We start from the raw sequence: 18,770 nt of genomic DNA, 5'->3' as shown, positions 1-18,770 counted from the left end.
TACGGCTGGCCCAACACCGTGACAGCCGTCATCGATATTGTGGATGTTCGAATCAGACCTATGACATTTGTCATGGGTGATTCTGCCTGCTGTCAGGCTCAGGAAGGGGTAGCCCGACAATTACTATTGAGACAATAGGGCAAGAGGGCGAGGAGATAGTCATGGGCAGGATAGCTGGATGGCTGGTCCTGCTTGCTCTTGGGACCTTATGCGGATCATGGTCTGGTTCAGGGGTTTCAGGAACCCTGATCGCCGGACTCCTGGCCTCGCTGGCCGCAGGAGCCCTGTGTGAATGGCTGCTGCCGGCGCCAGGCTCCATGTGGGGCAGTGGTCTGGTGTCGATTTTGGCAACGTTCATACCAGACTGGCTTTTCTTTTTGCCGGCCCTGGCTTTCGAGGCGGGAGCCGGGCTCGGAACCATGGTCCCGGCTACAAGATCAGCCAGCCTGAAAGACTCCCAGGCCAAGGATTCTGGACTGGCCTGGCCCAGGCTACTCTCGGCCTTGCTTCCGGCATTCCTTTGGTTGATACCTGCCATGGCCGACCTCATACTGTTCAGTGGCCTCACCCAACGCTATGCCCTGCTGGCTTTGCTGATCTCAGCGCTGGCACAAGCCGGCGGACTGGCATGTGCGCACTTGGCAGTGGCTAAGGGGCGTGTCTGGCAGATTGAGGACACCGAACGCTACCGGATTCGCCAACTGCGCGGCCGCATCAACGACCTGGACGAGGAGCGGGCCCAGGCGACCCGAATGGCGCACTTATCCGAGCGGACACGGATCGCCCGAGATATTCATGACAATGTGGGCCACCTGCTCACCCGAGCAATCATGCAAATCCAGGCTGGCCGGGTGGTTGCGCAGAGCAGGGGCGATCAGAGTACCGAGCAGATACTGGATGATGTCGGCAAGACCTTGGACGAGGCCATGACCACAATCCGTCGTTCGGTGCATGACTTGGAGGATGAGGGCACCGACTTCGCATCCCAGATGGAGGATGCCAGCTCCGAGGCTTCTATGGGGCGGTTGCAGGTCAATCTGAACAATGGCATTGAGACAGCTCCTGCGCCAGTGTGCCGTTGCCTGGCCACCATTGTTCGTGAGGCCCTTACCAATACGATCCGCCATTCTTCAGCCAAGTCAGCGCAGGTGGTTCTGCGCGACCTCCCGGCCTTCTGGCAAATGGTGGTGCAGGATGACGGCGGGAGTCAGCAGTCGCAGCCTGACGGCACTCGCCCAAAGGAGCCAGAGCTCCAGCGCGGCATGGGGCTGGCTGATATGGAGGCCAGGGCCAGAGCCTTGGGCGGCACGGCCAACAGCGGTCCCAACCGACAAGGATGGAAGGTCTTCGTATCCTTGCCCAAGGAGCCCTGGTCCAGCCACAGCACAAATGAGCAAGTAGAGGATAAGAAGGTCATGGCATGAAAGTCGCTATCGCTGATGACGATCCGATCGTCTGCTCATCCCTGTCAACGATTCTGACGGCAACCGGTACTGCAGACGTGATCTGGACAGCCAATGACGGCCAGTCAGCCCTTGAGAGTTTTCAGGCCCCTGGCGGCAGGCCTGACGTGCTGCTGCTTGACGTGCAGATGCCGGGCATGGATGGCCTGGAGGCGGCGGAGCGCATCATCGCCGTGGATCCGGCTGCTCGGGTGCTCTTTCTGACCACCTTTGCAGACAAGGAATATATTTCCCGCGCCCTGGCCTTGAGTGCCAAGGGGTATGTGATCAAGCAGGACGTGGCCTCGGTGGTGCCGGCCCTCCAGGCCGTTATGGCCGGGCAGACGGTTCTTGGAGCCGAGGCCGTGGCTAATCTGTCACTTGGCGATGAGGACAAACGGACGCGAAAGAATCCGGCTGATACCGTTCCCCGGCGCTTCCAAACACTGACTGACCGCGAACGTGAAATCGTCGCTCTGGTGGCCGACGGCCTCGACAACCAGGCCATCGCCAGGCGGCTCTACCTCAGCGAGGGCACCGTCCGCAATCACATCTCCGCCATCCTGTCCAAGACCAACCTGGCCAACCGCACCCAGCTCGCTGTGGAATGGCTGTCCTCGCAAGAGTCATGAGCGCATAGATTCTGTGGTCCCGTCCGTGGGTAGGCCCTGAGTCTCGATCGTTCAGAGCTTTTCGATCGGCGCCAAGCGCAGCATCAGCCTCTTGGTCCCCTCGGAGCCGAAGTCCACGGTCAGGACCGAGTTGTGCCCCTTGTCCTGAATGTCGACCACCTTGCCCAGGCCATACTGGTCGTGGGCCACCCTGTCTCCCAGGGAGAAGTCCTGAATGGATAGGCCGTTCGACTTGGGCTGGGCCGAGGCCCTGCCAGCGTGTGAGGTTGACGACGGGTTTGTCGTGCTCCGCCGGGTCGTGACCCTTCCATTTCTGGAGGAGGAGCTGCGAGAGCCATACCCCGATGATCCGAACGACCGCTGCGAGGAGGTCCGAGAGCGCCCGTATCCATTGCGGGAAGAGCCAAAGCCGCCGAATGAACGATGGCCGAATGCACGGCCGTCGCTTTCATCCTCGAAGCCGCCGAATTCGTCCTCATCATCACCCAGGTCCCAGCCCGCGCGCATCCGCTCGTTGCCGGCCTGTCGACGCTTCCAATCGATCAGGTTGTCAGGGATGTCGTCCAGGAATTGGCTGGGCAGCATTTCATTGACCTGCCCCCACTGGGAGCGGACGGCGGCCCGGGTCAGGTAGAGACGCCGCTTGGCACGGGTCACGCCCACATAGGCCAGCCGACGCTCCTCCTGCATCTCGTCGGCATCCTCCAGGCAACGTGAGTGTGGGAAGGTTCCCTGCTCCATGCCGGTCAGGAAGACCACCGGATACTCCAGACCCTTGGCCGTGTGCAGGGTCATCAGCGTCACCTTGCCCGAGTCGTCGCCAAGGCCAGGCAGCTGGTCCGAGTCTGCCACCAGTGCCGTGGTCTCCAGGAAACCGGCCAGCGTGGCGTCGGGAGTCTTCTGCTCGAACTCGGCTGCCACGGACTGCAGCTGACCAAGGTTCTCCAGCCTGGAGGCATCCTGCGGATCGACCGACTTGCGCAGCTCATCCAACATGCCGGACTCCTCCAGAACCTTCTCAACAATCTGGGACGGCTTGGTATCGTGCTCTGCGGCAAAGCCGGTCAGGGAGGTGATCAGATCCCTGAAGGCCTTCATCCGCTTGACCATCAGCGTGGAGGCTCCGGGCACCTCCTCGATATGCTGCACCCCCTCCCAGAAGGAGACCTGATGCAGATCGGCATAGGAGGTCGCCGCCGCCTCGGCACGTGCGGCCAGTCCGCGCTTGGGCACGTTGAGTATCCGCCGCATGTTCACATCGTCCTGAGGATTGGCGATGGCGTGCAGATAGGCCAGGGCGTCCTTGATCTCCTTGCGCTCGTAGAAGCGGGTCCCACCCACCAGCTGATAAGGCAGGCCGGCGTTGATCAGCCCCTCCTCCAGGGCGCGGGACTGGGCGTTGGCCCGGTACATGATGGCCATATCGGAATAGGGAATGCCCTCCTCGCTGCGCAACCGGGCAATCTCGGTGGCGATCCAGGCGGCCTCCTGCTGGGCGTTGTCGGCGGCATAGCCCACGATGGGCTCCCCCTTGCCCAGGGCGGTCCAGAGCTTCTTGGGCTTGCGGCCCTCGTTCTTGACGATGATGGCGTTGGCCGCATCCAGAATGGTCTGGGTGGAACGGTAGTTCTGCTCCAGAAGGATGGTCCGGGCTCCGGGGAAGTCCTTCTCGAAGTCCCTGATGTTGCTGATGTCGGCCCCTCGGAAGGCATAGATGGATTGGTCCGAATCGCCCACCACGGTGATCCAGGCCTGGTCCTGTTTGCCGGCATCGGCACCGGCCAGCTCGCGCATGAGCACGTACTGGGCATGGTTGGTGTCCTGGTACTCGTCCACCAGCACGTAGCGGAAGCGGTGGTGGTAATACTGCGCCACCATCGGGGACTGCTGGAGCAACTGGACCGTGCGTACGATCAGATCGTCGAAGTCGACCGCGTTGGCCTGAGCCAGCCGGTGCTCGTACTCGGCGTAGACCACGGAGTAGAGCTCCTCCTCGTTGCCGAAGCGGGCGGTGATCTGCTGGCCACGCTGCCCGGGCCGGTAGTCGGGGGCGTACTCCTGCAGCTGTGTGCGCCAATCCTGCAGGTTGTTCTTGTAGTCGGAGATGTGGCTCAAAATGTTTCTGGGGGTGTAGCGCTTCAGATCGATGTTCAGATCCTTGCCGATCAGCTTGATCAGGCGCTCGGAATCAGCCGTGTCATAGATGGTGAAGCCCGATCGCAGGCCGATCTCCTTGCCGTCCCGCCTCAGAATGCGCACGCAGGCCGAATGGAAGGTGGACACCCACATGCGGTCGGCCACGGGCCCGATCAGCCGGCGCAGACGCTCGCGCATCTCCGATGCTGCCTTGTTGGTGAAGGTAATGGCCAGAATCTGGCTGGGCCAAGCGCCGAACTGGCTGAGGATCCAGGCGATTCTGCGGGTCAGCACCCTGGTCTTGCCCGAGCCTGCACCTGCACCGATCAGCAGGGCCGGCCCCTGGTATTGCACTGCCTCGGCCTGCCGATCGTTGAGTCCCTTGAGCAGCTCCTTGGCGCTGCGCTGGATCAAGTCCGGTTCCTCGTTCACAAGCCACCTCTTGCCATCTGGTCTCCGTCACCATCACAGGCCGGATGGCGCACACCCGGCAAAGAACCATTTCTACCACAAAGCGGTGTCATCGGATCTTGGCTCAAGGGTTAGTCAGCAGACATACCGGCAGACATAAAAGACCCCGTCCGCCTTGAGAATAGGGAAAGCGAACGGGATTTAGTCGGGGAAGTCGAGATGACCCAGTCAGTTGCGCACTTGGTCCTTGGCGTTGTTGACAGCCTCGGTGGCGCCCTGCTCAGCCTTGGCCTTGCCAACCTTGGCATCGGCCTTGGCCTGGTCCATCTTGTCGGAGGCAGCGTCCTTGGCGTCGCCCATCTTGTCCTGGGCAGCGTCCTTGGCGTCGCCCATCTTATCGGCAACGGCGTCCTTGGCATCGGATGCCTTGTCCATAACCGTGTCCTTTACATCGCCAGCGACATCGGAAATCTTCTCGCCGGCAGACTTCATGGCATCCTTTGCATCATCCAGAATCCCCATATGATCCTCCTTAGGTCCTTGAACGCACCGCGACGATGCGTGACCATTGTGGTCAATTTTCACTGTAATAGTCAGGACCTTGAATCCGCGCATTGACGGGCTGACACGCCAGGAAGACACTACAATCCGCTGGAGGTGAAACCTGGCGGACCAGGGCAGCCGGACCACAGTCCCAGAACCGGGTTATCTTGGTGTCTATCCGTCGGGACCAAAGGGGCCCCGCTCTCATGACGACAAGGACGATGACATGCAGGAACTTGAGGAGCGAATCCGCCGCCAGGGCACGGTCAAGCCTGGCAATGTACTCAAGGTGGACGCCTTCCTCAACCATCAGTGCGACGTACGGCTCTTCGACCACATGGGCGCTGAATGGGCCCGCCTGTTCGCCGGTCACCGGATCGACAAGATTCTGACCATCGAGGCATCCGGCATCGGCATCGCCTGCCTGGCCGCCCGCCACTTCGGGGACGTGCCGGTGGTCTTCGCCAAGAAGACCCAGTCCATAAACCTCGACGGCGACCAGTACACGGCCCGCATCTACTCCTTCACCAAGCAGCGTGAGTACCCCGTCATCGTGGCCAAGCGCTTCCTCAAGGAGGGCGAGCATGTGCTGATTCTTGATGACTTTCTGGCCAAGGGCAACGCCCTGCATGGTCTGATCGACATCTGTCATGACGCCAAGGTCGTCATTGAGGGTATCGGCATCGCCGTGGAGAAGGGCTTCCAGGAGGGGGGCCGCACCCTGCTCAAAGAGGGCTACAACCTCAAGTCCCTGGCCATCGTGGAAAGCATGGACCCGGACCAGGGCACCATTACCTTTGCTCCCAATCCTGCCTGAGCAGGTCGGCGTCCGGTCTGGGTCGCGTAAATAATACGGTCAGTCCACCTGATGTTCGCTGGTGCCACCCTCCAGAATGGTCTTCACGTCGTTCAGGGAGATGTTGACCATTGCGGTCACGGCGGCATCGGTGTAGAAGCCGATGTGGGGCGAGACCTCCACATTGGGCATGGCCTTGAGGGTCTCCAGGGCCTGGTTGTCGACCTTGGTCCCGCTCAAATCATTTTCGAAGATTCCGGCCTCACCCTCGATGGTGTCGATGGCGGCACCGGCAATGGACTTGGTCTGCAGGGCCTTGATCAGGGCCGGGGTGTCCACAATGGGGCCACGGGCGGCGTTGATCAGGAAGGCCGAGGGCTTCATAGCTTCCAGGGCCTGCGCGTTGATCAGATGGTGTGTTGTCTCGTCAAGCGGCGTATGAACGGTGACGATGTCGGCCCGCTGCAAAAGGGTGGGCAGGTCCACGTAATCCAGGGTGTCTGCCAGCTCGGGGCGGTGAACCGGATCGTTGGCGATGACGGTGGAGCCCAGGGCCCGGAAGGTTCTGGCCACGGCCGATCCGATCTTGCCGGCTCCGATGATCCCCACCGTCAGGTTGTGAATCTCGTGGGCCTGAAGCCCGGCCCAGGTATAGTCGTCCTTGGCCTCGCGAGCGCTGGCCTCCCCCAGATGCCGGACCAGACGCATGACCTGGGCCAGGACCAGTTCGGAGACCGACCTGGGCGAGTAGGCAGGCACGTTGGTGACGACCAGCCCATTCTCCCGAGCGGCCTGCAGGTTTACGATGTCATACCCCGTGATTCGCAGGGTCAGCTGCTTGAGGCCGTAGTCCTTGAGCCGCTGGTAGAGCTCCGGCTCGGGCAGGGCCGCGTGCTGCTGGATGACGATACCGTCGTATCCCTTGATCATGTCCACGGTCTTCATCCCCAGGTCGCGGTCTGTGGTATCCACTTGGATGTCATTGGCTTGCGCCCAGGCCTGAATGGCCTCCTGCTCGTCGGGGCGCACTGAATACATCAGAATGCTGCTCATTGTTTCTGTCCTCGGTAACTGTCTTCTTTGATTGTTGCTAGATGATGGTTGTCGCACGAATCGCCGGCGGGGTCAGCCGCGATTTTGAGCGCGCATATAGTCGCCAATCCGCTCCACGGCGGTGTGCAGATCCTCCATGGAGGCAGCATAGGAGATGCGGACGTAGCCTTCTCCCCCAGGCCCGAAGCTTGCTCCGGGGATTACCGCCACCTTGGCCTTTCGAGCCAGGTCGTAGACGAAACTCCAGCTGTCGCGCATGCCCTCGGGCAGCCGGGCGAAGATATAGAAGGCCCCCTTGGGATCGATGACGTCCAGACCCACCTCGGGCAGAGCTTTGACCAGATAGTCCCGCCGCTTGCGGTAGGCCTCGCGCATCGGATCCGTGTCATTCATGCCCTTGGTCAGAGCCTCCTGGGCCGCATACTGGGCATTGGTGGTCACTGAAGTGATGGTGAACTCGTTGACCTTGCTGATCTGGTCAATGACGTCGGCAGGGCCAGCGGCGATGCCGACCCGCCATCCAGTCATGGCATGGGACTTGGAAACCCCGCCAAGAACGACCGTTTGCTCCGGCAGAATGGTGCCCATGGACACATGGGTACCCTGATAGGTCAGCTCGGCGTAGATCTCATCGCTGAGCACGAAGAAGCCATGCTTGCGAGCCACCTGGGCCAGAGCCTCCAGATCCTCGCGGGCGTAGGTCACTCCGGTGGGATTGGTCGGATAGTTGAGCACCAGGGCCTTGATCGGACCATCGCTGTTTTCGATGGCGGCCTCCAGCTTGTCCGGCTTGAGGATGAAGCCGTCATCGGAGGTGTCGACGAAGACGGTCTTGGCTCCGCTCAGCTGGGCGATGGGGATGTAGAGCGGGAAGATGGGCGTGGGCAGGATGACCGTATCCCCCGGGTTGATCATGGCGGTAAGGCCCGAGAAGATGCCCCCGGTGGCCCCGGCCGTAATCACCATCTGGGTGTCAGGGTCGTAGTCCAGCCCGTACTTGGCGTGTAGATAGCCGGCCGCCGCCTTGCGCAGACTGGGCATGCCGCGACTCTCGGTGTAATGACTGTGGTTGTCCTGGATGGCCTGGATGCCCGCCTGCTTGACGTGCTCGGGGGTGAAGAAGTCCGGCTCCCCCAGGGTCAGCTTCACGATGCCGTCTATTCCGGCGATCTCCTTGTTGAACTCGAGAATGTCGCTCGGTGCCAGGGCTTTGACCCTGGCATTCATATGATCCGCCAATGTCATTGGCTTGTCCTTTCCCATGCGGTTACTACAACCATTGTCGCTGGTGCCGCCCTACCGACTATGCGGTGACGATGCACGGGAAATGCTGTCGACGACTGCAGGGCCGGTGGGTTCCGATCCATGCAACCGTTCCTACAAGGCACGCGGCGTCACAAATCGAATCCGTGCCACCAATAGGTAAATCGTGTGCCCTGCATGCTGAAACCTCCTGCGGAATCTACAATCAGCATTGTTAAGAAGCGTACAGCGAAGTTTCGGCAATCCTATAAACGCGACCATTATTTGACCAGTCTCTTCCATTTTGTGGACATGACTGGCATCCAAAACACATTTTTATAGCAGGTGACATGGTACCAGGCCAGATTAATCTTCAGGTTCCCTGGAAGGCTTCCTCGGATCACCCATTCACCAGGCTGGCAAATCGCAAACCGCGAATCTTTACCAGCACATTGAGATAGCCCCCTCCCCACACAAACTCTCATCTCATTCCAACCCATTACATCCCGAAGCATTTATCGGTTGTATGCTGAGCTCATCTCTTCGCTATGGCCGGCAAGCTATGGTCAGCTAAAACGAACTGGGAAAAGAGTCATGTCAAAGCGGTGTCGTACTACCAAACTCGATCATAAAAGTGGCCTTGTTTGACTGTACAGGCCTTTGCATTGAGATCGCCGTCATATACTTTGCCTCAAAGACAGGCAAGAGACAGAATTCTTGGATATCCGTCAAAAGGGGTGAGGAAATGACCAATCGAGTGGCGTTGGTCACTGGGGCCACCAGCGGCATAGGGTATGAAACCGCTCGAATGCTCGCCGAGCATGGATACCGGGTGTATGCAGCAGGACGACGTGTCGAACGACTGAAGCCGCTGGGCGACAAAGGGGTGACAGCCGTTCAGATGGACCTGACCGATTCCGCCTCCATCGAGAAGGCCGTCGCACGAATCCTGCAGAAGGAGAGGTGGGTTGATTTGCTGGTCAACAACGCCGGCTATGGCTCCTATGGCCCGGTCGAGCAGGTCTCCATTGATGAGGTCCGCCGACAATTCGAGGTCAACCTCTTCGGCCTTGCCCGCCTGATCCAGCTGGTACTGCCCGCCATGCGCCGGGCCAGACGCGGCCGGATCGTCAACACCTCTTCCATGGCAGGCCGGATGGTTACCTATATGGGTGCCTGGTACCACGCCACCAAGTACGCCCTTGAAGCCTTCAGCGACGCACTGCGTATGGAAATGCGACCCTTCGGCATCGACGTGGTCCTGATCGAGCCAGGAGCCATTGCCACCAACTGGGGCGCAATCGCCGCCGACCATCTCCAGGCGGTCACCCACAGGAGTGCCTATCAAAAGTCGGGATCTAGGGCTGCAGCCGGGCTACGCAAACTGTACTCGAGCAGGCATTTGACCAAACCATCCGCTATCGCCAGGGCCATCGTCCGTGCCTCGATCGTACGCCATCCTCGTCCACGCTACCTTCTGGGCTTCGGAGCCAAACCTTTGGTTGCCCTTCATACCCTGATCCCCACCCGTGCCTGGGACTACCTGATGGTCCATGCCAAGGACCTCTAAACTAAACGCTAAAACTATGTGCCAGAGCAATACGCCATTGAAGCCAGATGTGCGCAAGGAAGTTTAAGTTTGGTGAGGCAAAGTTCTGACCTAGCTATTGTGAAATACCAAGAGTCTGATATACATCACTTTCCTGGCCTAAGGCCGGTGCTGATGAGGACGGACGTGTGAATGACGCTGGGTTGGGATATTGCAAATAATTTGCCGCGCCTATTCGTTGATATTTGTTTCAGTCTCTGACTACTCCCAAACAAAGCAATTGCTTTAAACGCCTTTGAGCAATGGACGGTTATAATCTAATTAATTATCGTCAGCTATTAGCGTGCAGTCGGCATGTCTTTCGATAGGGGGTTTGGTTGAAGCCTGAAGAATCTGAGTTCAGCGCCGATCCGGACTCGCCCTTGGCATTTTTCCGGAACGGAATAAAGAATGGCATCACTAAAGGCAATACCGCCATCAAAGACATCGTTCATGCACTGGAACGTGAATCCTCCGAATTCGCCTTGGCTCATAAAGCCATGAATAGCGATTTGCGTTTGGTGGTAGATGCTCCAAAAAATACCCTCGATGCCATCGCTAATGGTGACATCAAGCTAACCACCGATAGAGCAGGCAACACCTTTGCCCAACTTTTGGATACCAACGGGCGATATGGAAAGAAATTACCCATCAAGCGCGAGGATTTCAGCGAGGGAATTGATCCCGTTCAAGCGGCGAACGCAATACAACTCAGGGCAATTCAAGGTCAGCTTGAAGACATCGCCCGCCAGATTGCAGTCATAGATGTGCGCGTGCAGGAAGTACTCGAGGGGCAACAGAACGACAGGCTCGGCCTCCTACAGAGCGGCATGCGCCTTTATCTGCAGGCCCGTGAAGTTGACGATGACACTCTTAGAAAGCTCCTTATATCTCAGGCTTTGCGCGCTCTATCGGACGCAGAGGCCCAGCTCGAGCTGAAGATGGAGTCTGACGTAAAATATCTCGCAAATGGCGACTACGAGCATGAAAAAGGCAAACGTACAAAACTCATCGATGAAAGAATGGAGAGCATCAACGGTTGCTTTCCCGCCATACACGAGGCGTCAATTGCCCGAGCAGCCATTTTTTGCGAACAGGGAGAGCCCAAGGCCATGGTAAAAGCCCTGGAAACATATTCGCACTTTATCAAGACGACTGTAGGAGACAATGCGGGCCTTCTAGCGGAATGCGATCGCTCCGATACAGGAACCGAACAGGGAATTTGGCGATCTCGGGCCGCACTCCAACTTGACGTATCCAAACTAAGCAAATCCCTAGCATTGCCCGTAAAGCACTTGTACCTAAAGGTAACTGATAAAAAGGATGAGAGCCATGAAGAGCGTTAGAGGCTGCACCAACCAGGAATGCGACTCTTACAAAGAGAACTTGAAATATAAAAAAGACTTCGATTACTGTCCGAAATGCGGCTCAAAACTGATGACCGTATGCAACTCCCGTGGATGCCACACTTTCTTGGATAACCCGGATAGCATCTTCTGCGCCCGCTGTTTGGCCAAAAGAAAAGACCGTGCGGATCATGTGAAGAAGAACATGTCCACCCTCGGCGGAAGCGTGTTGGTAGCAGGTGGTTTCCTCGCAAAAAAAGGCAAGACAATCGCCTCAGTTTTAGCGACGGCAAGCAAATTCATACCAAAATGAAGGTCTTCATGGACCGGAACAACATGCCTTGGGCGCGGTGGCTGGCATCCGACATGTACTCTACCCCATATGCGTGGCCAGATGACTCAGTCGACACTATACCAGCAGTTTGCTAACCGGCCAGGGAGCAACACGCTACGCCCAGATCAGTAGGTTCGAAATATGCAACATACTGACGGATAGAGCCAGAAGGCATTGGGAGTTGAGAGCGGCCAAGGCCACGACATGAGAGTTTGACGACACAAAACGTGCGATTAGTGATTCCATGATGTTGTTATATGGTTGTTATGAAAGTGAGTCATAGGCGATTCATGAAAGCGTTGAGGTATCGGCGGCTTCTGTGACGACGACTCTCGCGACTGGATTCTAAAAGTGATCAGAACTTCAGCGGCCAACAATGAGCACCAGGAATTTTGAGAGGAATAGCCATGAGCTTGACGAATGACAAGAATCCGAGGGTTGAAGTCACAAAGATATTTGCCGACTACGAACACCCCATGACTGCGGCAGTGGAATGGGCCCAAAGCATCGCCACTTCCAGGGGAATAAATCCCAGCAAGGATCAAGTTGTGTTTATCCGTGAACTCAGGCGTGCGGAGCCGAGTCTAAGTCTGAAATCCGCCGTGTACCTTGCTCAGATGACAGAGAAAGCTGTCCGAACCGAACACAACGCAGATGAAACAGGCATCAAGAGTCTGCTGGACACTGATAGCATTATTCCGTGAGCCCCACCAGTCCCATTCAAGCGAACTGGGGATATGGGTATACCTCGAAGTCATCTAAGTGACGATATATTCGGCTCACTGTGATTGAGACTCTTTTGTTTAGGCCTACCTTCTGTCCCAAGAGGATAATGCTTCTCGTCTTCCCCGCTGCTTTGCGGCAATGAGCCACCTGCGCTCTGACCCGGTGTAACACCGGTATGGCCATACTCTGGTCTTGATGATTCTGATGGTGCATACCAGAACGCCTGCGTGGATTGCTGAAGATCTCGGTCCGACTTGACTTAGAGCGCTTGCCAACCTTACCAGCGCATTACTCGGAGCCAATGAAGCATTCCCCAATTGTGCTGTAGAAGACTCTGAATCATCTCGTGTCTTTCCTGCAGGATTGATCTCATCAGCAATTATGTCGATTTTTGTTTTTGCCACAGCTACAGTAGGGCTATGCCGTTCGGCATGCATATCAACCAAAGGGTATTGATATGCGGTCAAAGAAAACACAAGCTACTGGCCCCAGTACCAACAAGCACGTCAGCGGCGCCGATGTTGGTGTTGCTAAAACAGCTAGCACCCCAGAACTCACAACAACTGTGCAGAAGCTAATAATTGAACAGGTTCCGACTAGAGAAGATGTCCCCAATGTGATGTTGGGAATAATTGAGATTTGACTGCGTAATACGACAGCATTTCAGCTGATTTATGCTCTGGGCATTTGCAATTCTGGCGACCACTGACGTCAAAAATGTTGGTCATCACCAACTTTATTGGTAATTAAGGAAGGTCGAATGAAACCAGGAAGAGACGCGGAGCGGTTTCGGCCTTTTCAACAATGCTCGTGACTGCCGAGCTGGTACTCTTATTCCTGATCGGTTCCCTGGAAACCGTGAATATTTTCTTCAATCGAAAAACAGAACACAGAAAGTCCTTCAGGGCCAGCAGTGTCATTGGGATACGTAATTATTACATCTGTTCTCACTCCCTCCTATCACAATCTTCATGCTCGGATGGGGGCCATCTTCATGGCTCTTAATTCTTGTGTTCATTACGGGTATCTTAGCCAGCGAATTACTATTCCCGGCACCGGCAGCTTCAAAAAAAAAAGAAGGAACGATGATTATGAGAATAACTACCATTTATTATTCTTGACTGTTTAGTCAAATAATGCTATCTTGACGAGCATGGGTCGCAAGAGAAGTTTCGACGACGATGAGGTACTTGCCCGTGCCCGCGAGGTTTTCCTGGAACATGGCTATGAGGGCACGTCGATTGATGCTCTCGTCAAGGCCACAGGTCTGCTCCGGGGCAGTCTCTACGGTGCCTTCGGCAGCAAGCGTGGCATGTTCGTGGCTGCGCTTCGTGATGCAACAGGTTCGGAGTCGCGCAATTCAGGAGTGCTCAATCTGGTATTGGTAGCACTCATGGAGCTGTCGGATCATGATCTTGAGGTTCGTGGGCTGGTCAGGGATTACCTTGTGAAGCTGTCCTGCTCGGGATCGGGAGATACCAATGCTGTGACCGTTGATGTAGCCAAGCTCCTTGGCGAAACGCTGCTGCAGCGTGCAGGTATTCGGTTGCAGTCTGATGATGAAAGAAGCAAGTCATGAACAACAAGGTGGCAATTGTCGGACGGTCGCTGGAGGTTGAACCGCAGGGCCTGGATAAGATGTGGTCATTCAAGGGGAAACTGGTGGTGCCGCTCGAGCATGTTCTGGGTGCGAGCGAAGATCCGGGCATTCTTGATGATACCAAGGGGCTGCGTGCGCCCGGCCTTCATGTTCCCGGTAAATGGGCCGGCACATACATTGAGCATGGGGAAAAGACATTCTGGAATGTCACCAGACCGGAAATTCCCATTGTCATCCAACTCAAGGACGAGCACTATGACCGGTTGGTGCTCGGGGTGGAGCAACCCCGCGAGCTGGTTGACCGGATCAACGCGGCCATCACCAAGCAGTAAACGACGGATTACAGCACCCAAGCTCTTCAATCGACCATCGGCGTTCGAGTAGTCAGAAGATAACCGGATAAGCCGGCATGCCATATGACCATACTGTTTTTGACGTATTGCCGTACGACTTGTCGGCCCAGATGCTCACTCCCATTCGATGGTTGCCGGAGGCTTGGAGGTGCAGTCCAGGACCACACGGTTGATGCCCGGGCACTCGTTGGTAATGCGCGTGGAGATGGTGGCCAGCAAGTCGTAGGGCAGACGCGTCCAGTCAGCGGTCATGGCATCCTCAGAGGAGACCGGACGCAGCACGATCGGCGAGCCATAGGTGCGCTCGTCGCCCTGCACACCTACTGAATGCACATTGGCCAGCAACACCACCGGGCACTGCCAGATCTGCCGATCCAGCCCGGCCTTGGACAGCTCCTCGCGGGCGATGGCGTCGGCCTCGCGCAGGGTCTCCAAACGTTCCTGGGTGATCTCGCCGATGATGCGGATGCCCAGACCGGGGCCCGGGAAGGGCTGACGCCAGACGATCTGGTCAGGCAGGCCCAGTTCGGTGCCGATGGCCCGGACCTCGTCCTTGAAGAGAGTGCGCAAGGGCTCGATCAGCTTGAACTTGACGTCCTTGGGCAGACCACCCACGTTGTGGTGGGACTTGATGTTGGCAGCACCGTCTCCGCCTCCCGACTCGACAACGTCGGGGTAGAGCGTGCCCTGCACCAGGAACTTGACTTCCTTGCCGGTCTTGCCGGCCTCCTCGATCACCTGCCGCTGGGCCTTTTCAAAGGTGCGGATGAACTTCTCCCCGATGATCTTGCGCTTGCGCTCGGGCTCGGAAACGCCCTTGAGGGCTGTCAGGAAGTCCTGCGAGGCATCCACAGCGATCAGCTTGATGCCAGTGGCGGCAACAAAATCATGCTTGACCTGCTCGGCCTCCCCCTTACGCAGCAGACCGTGATCCACAAAGACGCAAGTCAGCTGGTCGCCAACTGCCCTGTGGACCAGGGCGGCCGCCACGGCTGAATCGACGCCGCCCGACAGGCCGCAGATGACCTGGTCGTCACCCACCGTGCGACGAATCTTCTCCACCTGCTGCTCGATGATACCCGAGGCGTTCCAATCCGACGGCAGTCCGGCGCACTGATGCAGGAAGCAATCGATCAGGTCCTGCCCCAGAGGGGTGTTGGTGACCTCGGGATGCCACTGGACCCCGTACAGCCCCCGGGAAGGATCCTGCATGGCCGCCACCGGAGCACCCTCGGTATGCGCCAAAACCTCAAAGCCTTCGGGCGCACGGTTGACGGCGACGCCATGGCTCATCCACACATCCTGCCGCGCGGGAGAATCCTGCAGTATTCCCTTGGCGCTGTCTATGATGGCCTCGGTCTTGCCGTACTCCCCCAGGGCCGCCTTGTCCACCTCGCCACCCAGCTCATGGGCCATGACCTGGAAGCCGTAGCAGATGCCCAGCACGGGCACCCCCGCCTCGAAAATCCTCTTGTCGATGGTCGGCGCCCCGTCCACGTAGACGGAGGCCGGTCCGCCGGAGAGGATGACCGCCTTGGGATCCTTGGCCAGCATCTGATCCAGGCTCATCGAATGAGGCACCAGCTCGGAGTAGACCCCCGCCTCCCTGACTCGACGAGCGATCAGCTGGGCGTACTGCGCACCGAAATCGACCACCAGGACGGGACCCTGTGCCATAAGACTCCTTATATATATGCTGTATCTGCCGTGGATGCCCGAGAGCGACGAATCAACGCACGCGGACAAGTCCAGTATGGTTCCAGTTTTCGACAATGCTACCGTGATTGAGCCCTCACCGGCACCCCCGGCGGAAATTCCTGTCTGCAAGCAGACAATTCCCTCGCATTTTCTCACAAGAGCGAACACACACTGCAAGAAAACGTTCAGAAAAGTCTGCTCGTTCACGTACCATGTAGGCATTGGGTACGAACCCGACGGATGCCTGAAATGACACCGTACGAGCCCGTAACCGAAGTAAATAAACAATCGCACTATAGTGCAGGAGTACACATGACGAATCCTGTTATCGGCACCCCTTGGGCGAAGCTGGAGACCCCAATCGCCGAGGAGACCCTCGAGGCCGTCGACAAGTATTGGCGGGCGGCCAACTATCTTTCCATCGGACAGATTTATCTTCGCAGCAACCCCCTGATGAAGGAGCCCTTCACTCGGGAGGATGTCAAGCATCGTCTGGTCGGCCACTGGGGCACCACCCCCGGCCTGAACTTCCTGCTGGGCCATATCAACCGCCTGATCGCCGACCATCAGCAGAACACCGTTATCATCATGGGCCCCGGCCACGGCGGCCCCGCCGGCACCTCGCAGTCCTACCTGGATGGCACCTACAGCGAGTACTACCCCAAGATCACCAACGATGAGGCTGGCCTGCAGAAGTTCTTCCGCCAGTTCTCCTACCCGGGCGGCATCCCCTCCCACTTCGCCCCTGAGACCCCCGGATCCATTCACGAGGGCGGCGAGCTGGGCTATGCTCTCTCCCACGCCTACGGCGCCATCATGAACAACCCCAGCCTCTTCGTGCCCTGCATCGTGGGTGACGGTGAGGCCGAGACCGGCCCTCTGGCCACCGGCTGGCAGTCCAACAAGCTGGTCAACCCCCGCACCGACGGCATCGTCCTGCCCATCCTGCACCTGAACGGCTACAAGATCGCCAACCCGACCATCCTCTCGCGCATCTCCGACGAGGAGCTGCATGAGTACTTCCATGGCATGGGTTATGAGCCCTTCGAGTTCGTTGCAGGGTTCGACGACGAGGACCACCTGTCCATCCACCGTCGCTTCGCCGACATGCTGGAGACCGTCTTCGACAAGATCTGCGACATCAAGGCCCGGGCCGAAACCGACGACATGACCCGTCCCTTCTACCCCATGATCATCTTCCGCACACCCAAGGGCTGGACCTGCCCCAAGTTCATCGACGGCAAGAAGACCGAAGGATCCTGGCGCGCCCACCAGGTGCCGCTGACCTCCGCCCGCGACACCGAGGCCCACTTCCAGATCCTCAAGAACTGGCTGGCCTCCTACAAGCCCCAGGAGCTCTTCGACGAGAAGGGCACCCTGCGTCCCGAGGTCACCAGCTTCATGCCCAAGGGCGACCTTCGCATCGGCGAGAACCCCAACGCCAACGGCGGCCGGCTGCTCAAGCCGCTGGAGCTGCCTGACATCCACGACTACGAGATCGACGTCAAGAAGCATGGCCATGGCTGGGGCGCCACCGAGGCCACCCGCGTCCTGGGCTACTACACCCGCGACGTACTGGCCAAGAACCCCACCGACTTCCGCATCTTCGGACCTGACGAGACGGCCTCCAACCGTCTGGCCGCCGCCTATGAGGTGACCAACAAGCAGTGGGATGCCGACTACCTGTCGGAGCTGACCGACGAGCACATGGCCCACACCGGCCAGGTCATCGAGCAGCTCTCCGAGCACCAGATGGAAGGCTTCCTGGAGGGCTACCTGCTGACCGGACGCCACGGCATCTGGAGCTCCTATGAGTCCTTCGTGCACGTCATCGACTCCATGATCAACCAGCACGCCAAGTGGCTGGAGGCCACCGTCCGCGAAATCCCGTGGCGCAAGCCCATCGCCGGACTGAACCTCCTGGTCACCTCGCACGTCTGGCGTCAGGACCACAACGGATTCTCCCACCAGGATCCAGGCTTCGTCGACATCCTGCTGAACAAGAACTTCAACAACGATCACGTGGTCAACATCTACTTCCCCGCCGACGCCAACATGCTGCTGAACGTGGGCGAGCGTTGCTACAAGTCGACCAACTGCATCAACGCCATCTTCGCCGGCAAGCAGCCCGCCGCCACCTACCAGAGCGTGGACGAGGCCGCCGCCGAGTTGGAGAAGGGGGCCGCCCGCTGGGATTGGGCCTCCAACGCCAAGAATGCCGAGGATGCTGATGTTGTCATCGCCACCGCAGGAGACATCCCCACCCAGGAGGCCCTGGCCGCCGACGACATGCTGCAGAAGCTGGGCGTGAAGGTCCAGTTCGTCAACGTGGTCGACCTGTTGAAGATCCAGGACACCGAGGAAAACGATCAGGCCCTATCCGACGAGGAGTTCACCGAGCTCTTCAGCAAGGACAAGCCGGTCCTGTTCGCTTTCCACGCCTACCCCGGGTCCATCTACCGCCTGATCCACGGACGCCCCAACCACGACAACTTCTCCGTGCACGGCTACGAGGAGCAGGGCTCCACCACCACGCCATTCGACATGGTGCGCGTCAACAACATGGACCGCTGGTGCCTGGCCGCCTCCGCCCTGAAGCTGGTGGACGCCGGCAAGTACGCCGACCAGATCGACAAGTGGACCAAGTTCCGCGACGAGGCCTTCCAGTTCGCCGTGGACAAGGGCTACGACCACCCCGATTACACCGATTGGGTCTGGCCCGATGCCAACCGCGCCGGACAGGAGACCATCTCCGCCACCGCCGCGACCGCCGGAGACAACGAGTGATACGCTGATCCGACCCTGGAACCGCCCGTCATGCGCAGCCCGCATGGCGGGCGGTTTCTGTATACTGGACAAGGTTGTGAACA

General features: G+C 58.3%; 15 protein-coding genes. 10 read left to right on the top strand and 5 right to left on the bottom strand.

What is annotated here, in order from left to right; genetic code table 11:
- The first annotated feature begins 161 nt into the window (after positions 1–161).
- Together H3U90_RS07310 and H3U90_RS07305 are read left to right on the top strand one after the other, a co-directional pair.
- Positions 162–1,424, top strand: a complete 1,263-nt coding sequence (locus H3U90_RS07310; protein ID WP_198177719.1) for a sensor histidine kinase — start codon at positions 162–164, stop codon at positions 1,422–1,424.
- Positions 1,421–2,074 (top strand): response regulator transcription factor, encoded by a 654-nt coding sequence (locus H3U90_RS07305; protein ID WP_198177718.1) that lies wholly within the window; start codon positions 1,421–1,423, stop codon positions 2,072–2,074. Before H3U90_RS07310 ends, H3U90_RS07305 begins: the two co-directional genes overlap by 4 nt.
- A 51-nt stretch (positions 2,075–2,125) precedes the next feature.
- On the opposite strand, the gene H3U90_RS07300 is transcribed toward H3U90_RS07305, so the two are convergent.
- Both H3U90_RS07300 and H3U90_RS07295 read right to left on the bottom strand, forming a co-directional pair.
- Complete coding sequence (locus H3U90_RS07300; RefSeq protein ID WP_198177717.1) at positions 2,126–4,642, bottom strand: UvrD-helicase domain-containing protein; 2,517 nt, start codon at positions 4,640–4,642, stop codon at positions 2,126–2,128.
- A 207-nt stretch (positions 4,643–4,849) separates the two neighbouring features.
- Positions 4,850–5,143 (bottom strand): hypothetical protein, encoded by a 294-nt coding sequence (locus H3U90_RS07295; RefSeq protein ID WP_045924523.1) that lies wholly within the window; start codon positions 5,141–5,143, stop codon positions 4,850–4,852.
- Between the two features lie 247 nt (positions 5,144–5,390).
- On the opposite strand from H3U90_RS07295, the gene H3U90_RS07290 reads away from it, so the two are divergent.
- Positions 5,391–5,981 (top strand): xanthine phosphoribosyltransferase, encoded by a 591-nt coding sequence (locus tag H3U90_RS07290; protein ID WP_198177716.1) that lies wholly within the window; start codon positions 5,391–5,393, stop codon positions 5,979–5,981.
- A 39-nt stretch (positions 5,982–6,020) separates the two neighbouring features.
- Here H3U90_RS07290 and H3U90_RS07285 read toward each other — a convergent pair whose 3' ends face one another.
- Positions 6,021–7,013 carry a D-2-hydroxyacid dehydrogenase gene (locus H3U90_RS07285; RefSeq protein WP_198177715.1) on the bottom strand — a complete coding sequence of 331 codons (993 nt, stop codon included), beginning with the start codon at positions 7,011–7,013 and terminating at the stop codon, positions 6,021–6,023.
- Positions 7,014–7,085: 72 nt separating this feature from the next.
- Entirely contained in the window at positions 7,086–8,258 is a 1,173-nt protein-coding gene (locus tag H3U90_RS07280) for an aminotransferase class I/II-fold pyridoxal phosphate-dependent enzyme (RefSeq protein ID WP_198177714.1), read from the bottom strand.
- A gap of 742 nt (positions 8,259–9,000) precedes the next feature.
- On the opposite strand from H3U90_RS07280, the gene H3U90_RS07275 reads away from it, so the two are divergent.
- The 6 genes from H3U90_RS07275 to H3U90_RS07250 all read left to right on the top strand — a co-directional run bounded on the left by H3U90_RS07275 (position 9,001) and on the right by H3U90_RS07250 (position 14,181).
- Positions 9,001–9,825, top strand: coding sequence for an oxidoreductase (locus H3U90_RS07275; protein ID WP_198177713.1), 825 nt, complete (start codon positions 9,001–9,003; stop codon positions 9,823–9,825).
- A gap of 356 nt (positions 9,826–10,181) precedes the next feature.
- A complete protein-coding gene (locus H3U90_RS07270; RefSeq protein ID WP_198177712.1) occupies positions 10,182–11,189 on the top strand; it encodes a hypothetical protein in 1,008 nt (335 codons plus the stop codon).
- Positions 11,176–11,502, top strand: a complete 327-nt coding sequence (locus H3U90_RS07265) for a hypothetical protein (RefSeq protein WP_198177711.1) — start codon at positions 11,176–11,178, stop codon at positions 11,500–11,502. Before H3U90_RS07270 ends, H3U90_RS07265 begins: the two co-directional genes overlap by 14 nt.
- A 428-nt stretch (positions 11,503–11,930) precedes the next feature.
- Positions 11,931–12,227 carry a hypothetical protein gene (locus H3U90_RS07260; protein ID WP_110417278.1) on the top strand — a complete coding sequence of 99 codons (297 nt, stop codon included), beginning with the start codon at positions 11,931–11,933 and terminating at the stop codon, positions 12,225–12,227.
- Between the two features lie 1,175 nt (positions 12,228–13,402).
- Entirely contained in the window at positions 13,403–13,828 is a 426-nt protein-coding gene (locus H3U90_RS07255) for a helix-turn-helix domain-containing protein (protein ID WP_198177710.1), read from the top strand.
- Positions 13,825–14,181, top strand: a complete 357-nt coding sequence (locus H3U90_RS07250) for a hypothetical protein (RefSeq protein WP_198177709.1) — start codon at positions 13,825–13,827, stop codon at positions 14,179–14,181. The genes H3U90_RS07255 and H3U90_RS07250 overlap by 4 nt, the downstream gene beginning before the upstream one ends.
- 135 nt (positions 14,182–14,316) lie before the next feature.
- Here the strand turns inward: H3U90_RS07250 and guaA are convergent, their stop codons facing one another.
- On the bottom strand, positions 14,317–15,879 hold the full coding sequence (guaA, locus tag H3U90_RS07245; protein ID WP_198177708.1) for a glutamine-hydrolyzing GMP synthase: 1,563 nt from the start codon (positions 15,877–15,879) through the stop codon (positions 14,317–14,319).
- 333 nt (positions 15,880–16,212) lie between these two features.
- On the opposite strand from guaA, the gene H3U90_RS07240 reads away from it, so the two are divergent.
- The gene (locus tag H3U90_RS07240) at positions 16,213–18,687 is read left to right on the top strand and encodes a phosphoketolase (RefSeq protein ID WP_198177707.1); all 2,475 of its coding nucleotides are present in this window, start codon (positions 16,213–16,215) and stop codon (positions 18,685–18,687) included.
- The last annotated feature ends 83 nt before the right edge of the window (positions 18,688–18,770 follow it).

This window comes from Bifidobacterium sp. W8103, from assembly GCF_016100775.1.
Classification (GTDB): Bacteria; Actinomycetota; Actinomycetes; order Actinomycetales; family Bifidobacteriaceae; genus Bombiscardovia; species Bombiscardovia choladohabitans.
Note: the sequence above shows the minus strand (reverse complement) of the source record. Positions and strands in the feature narration are given on the sequence as shown.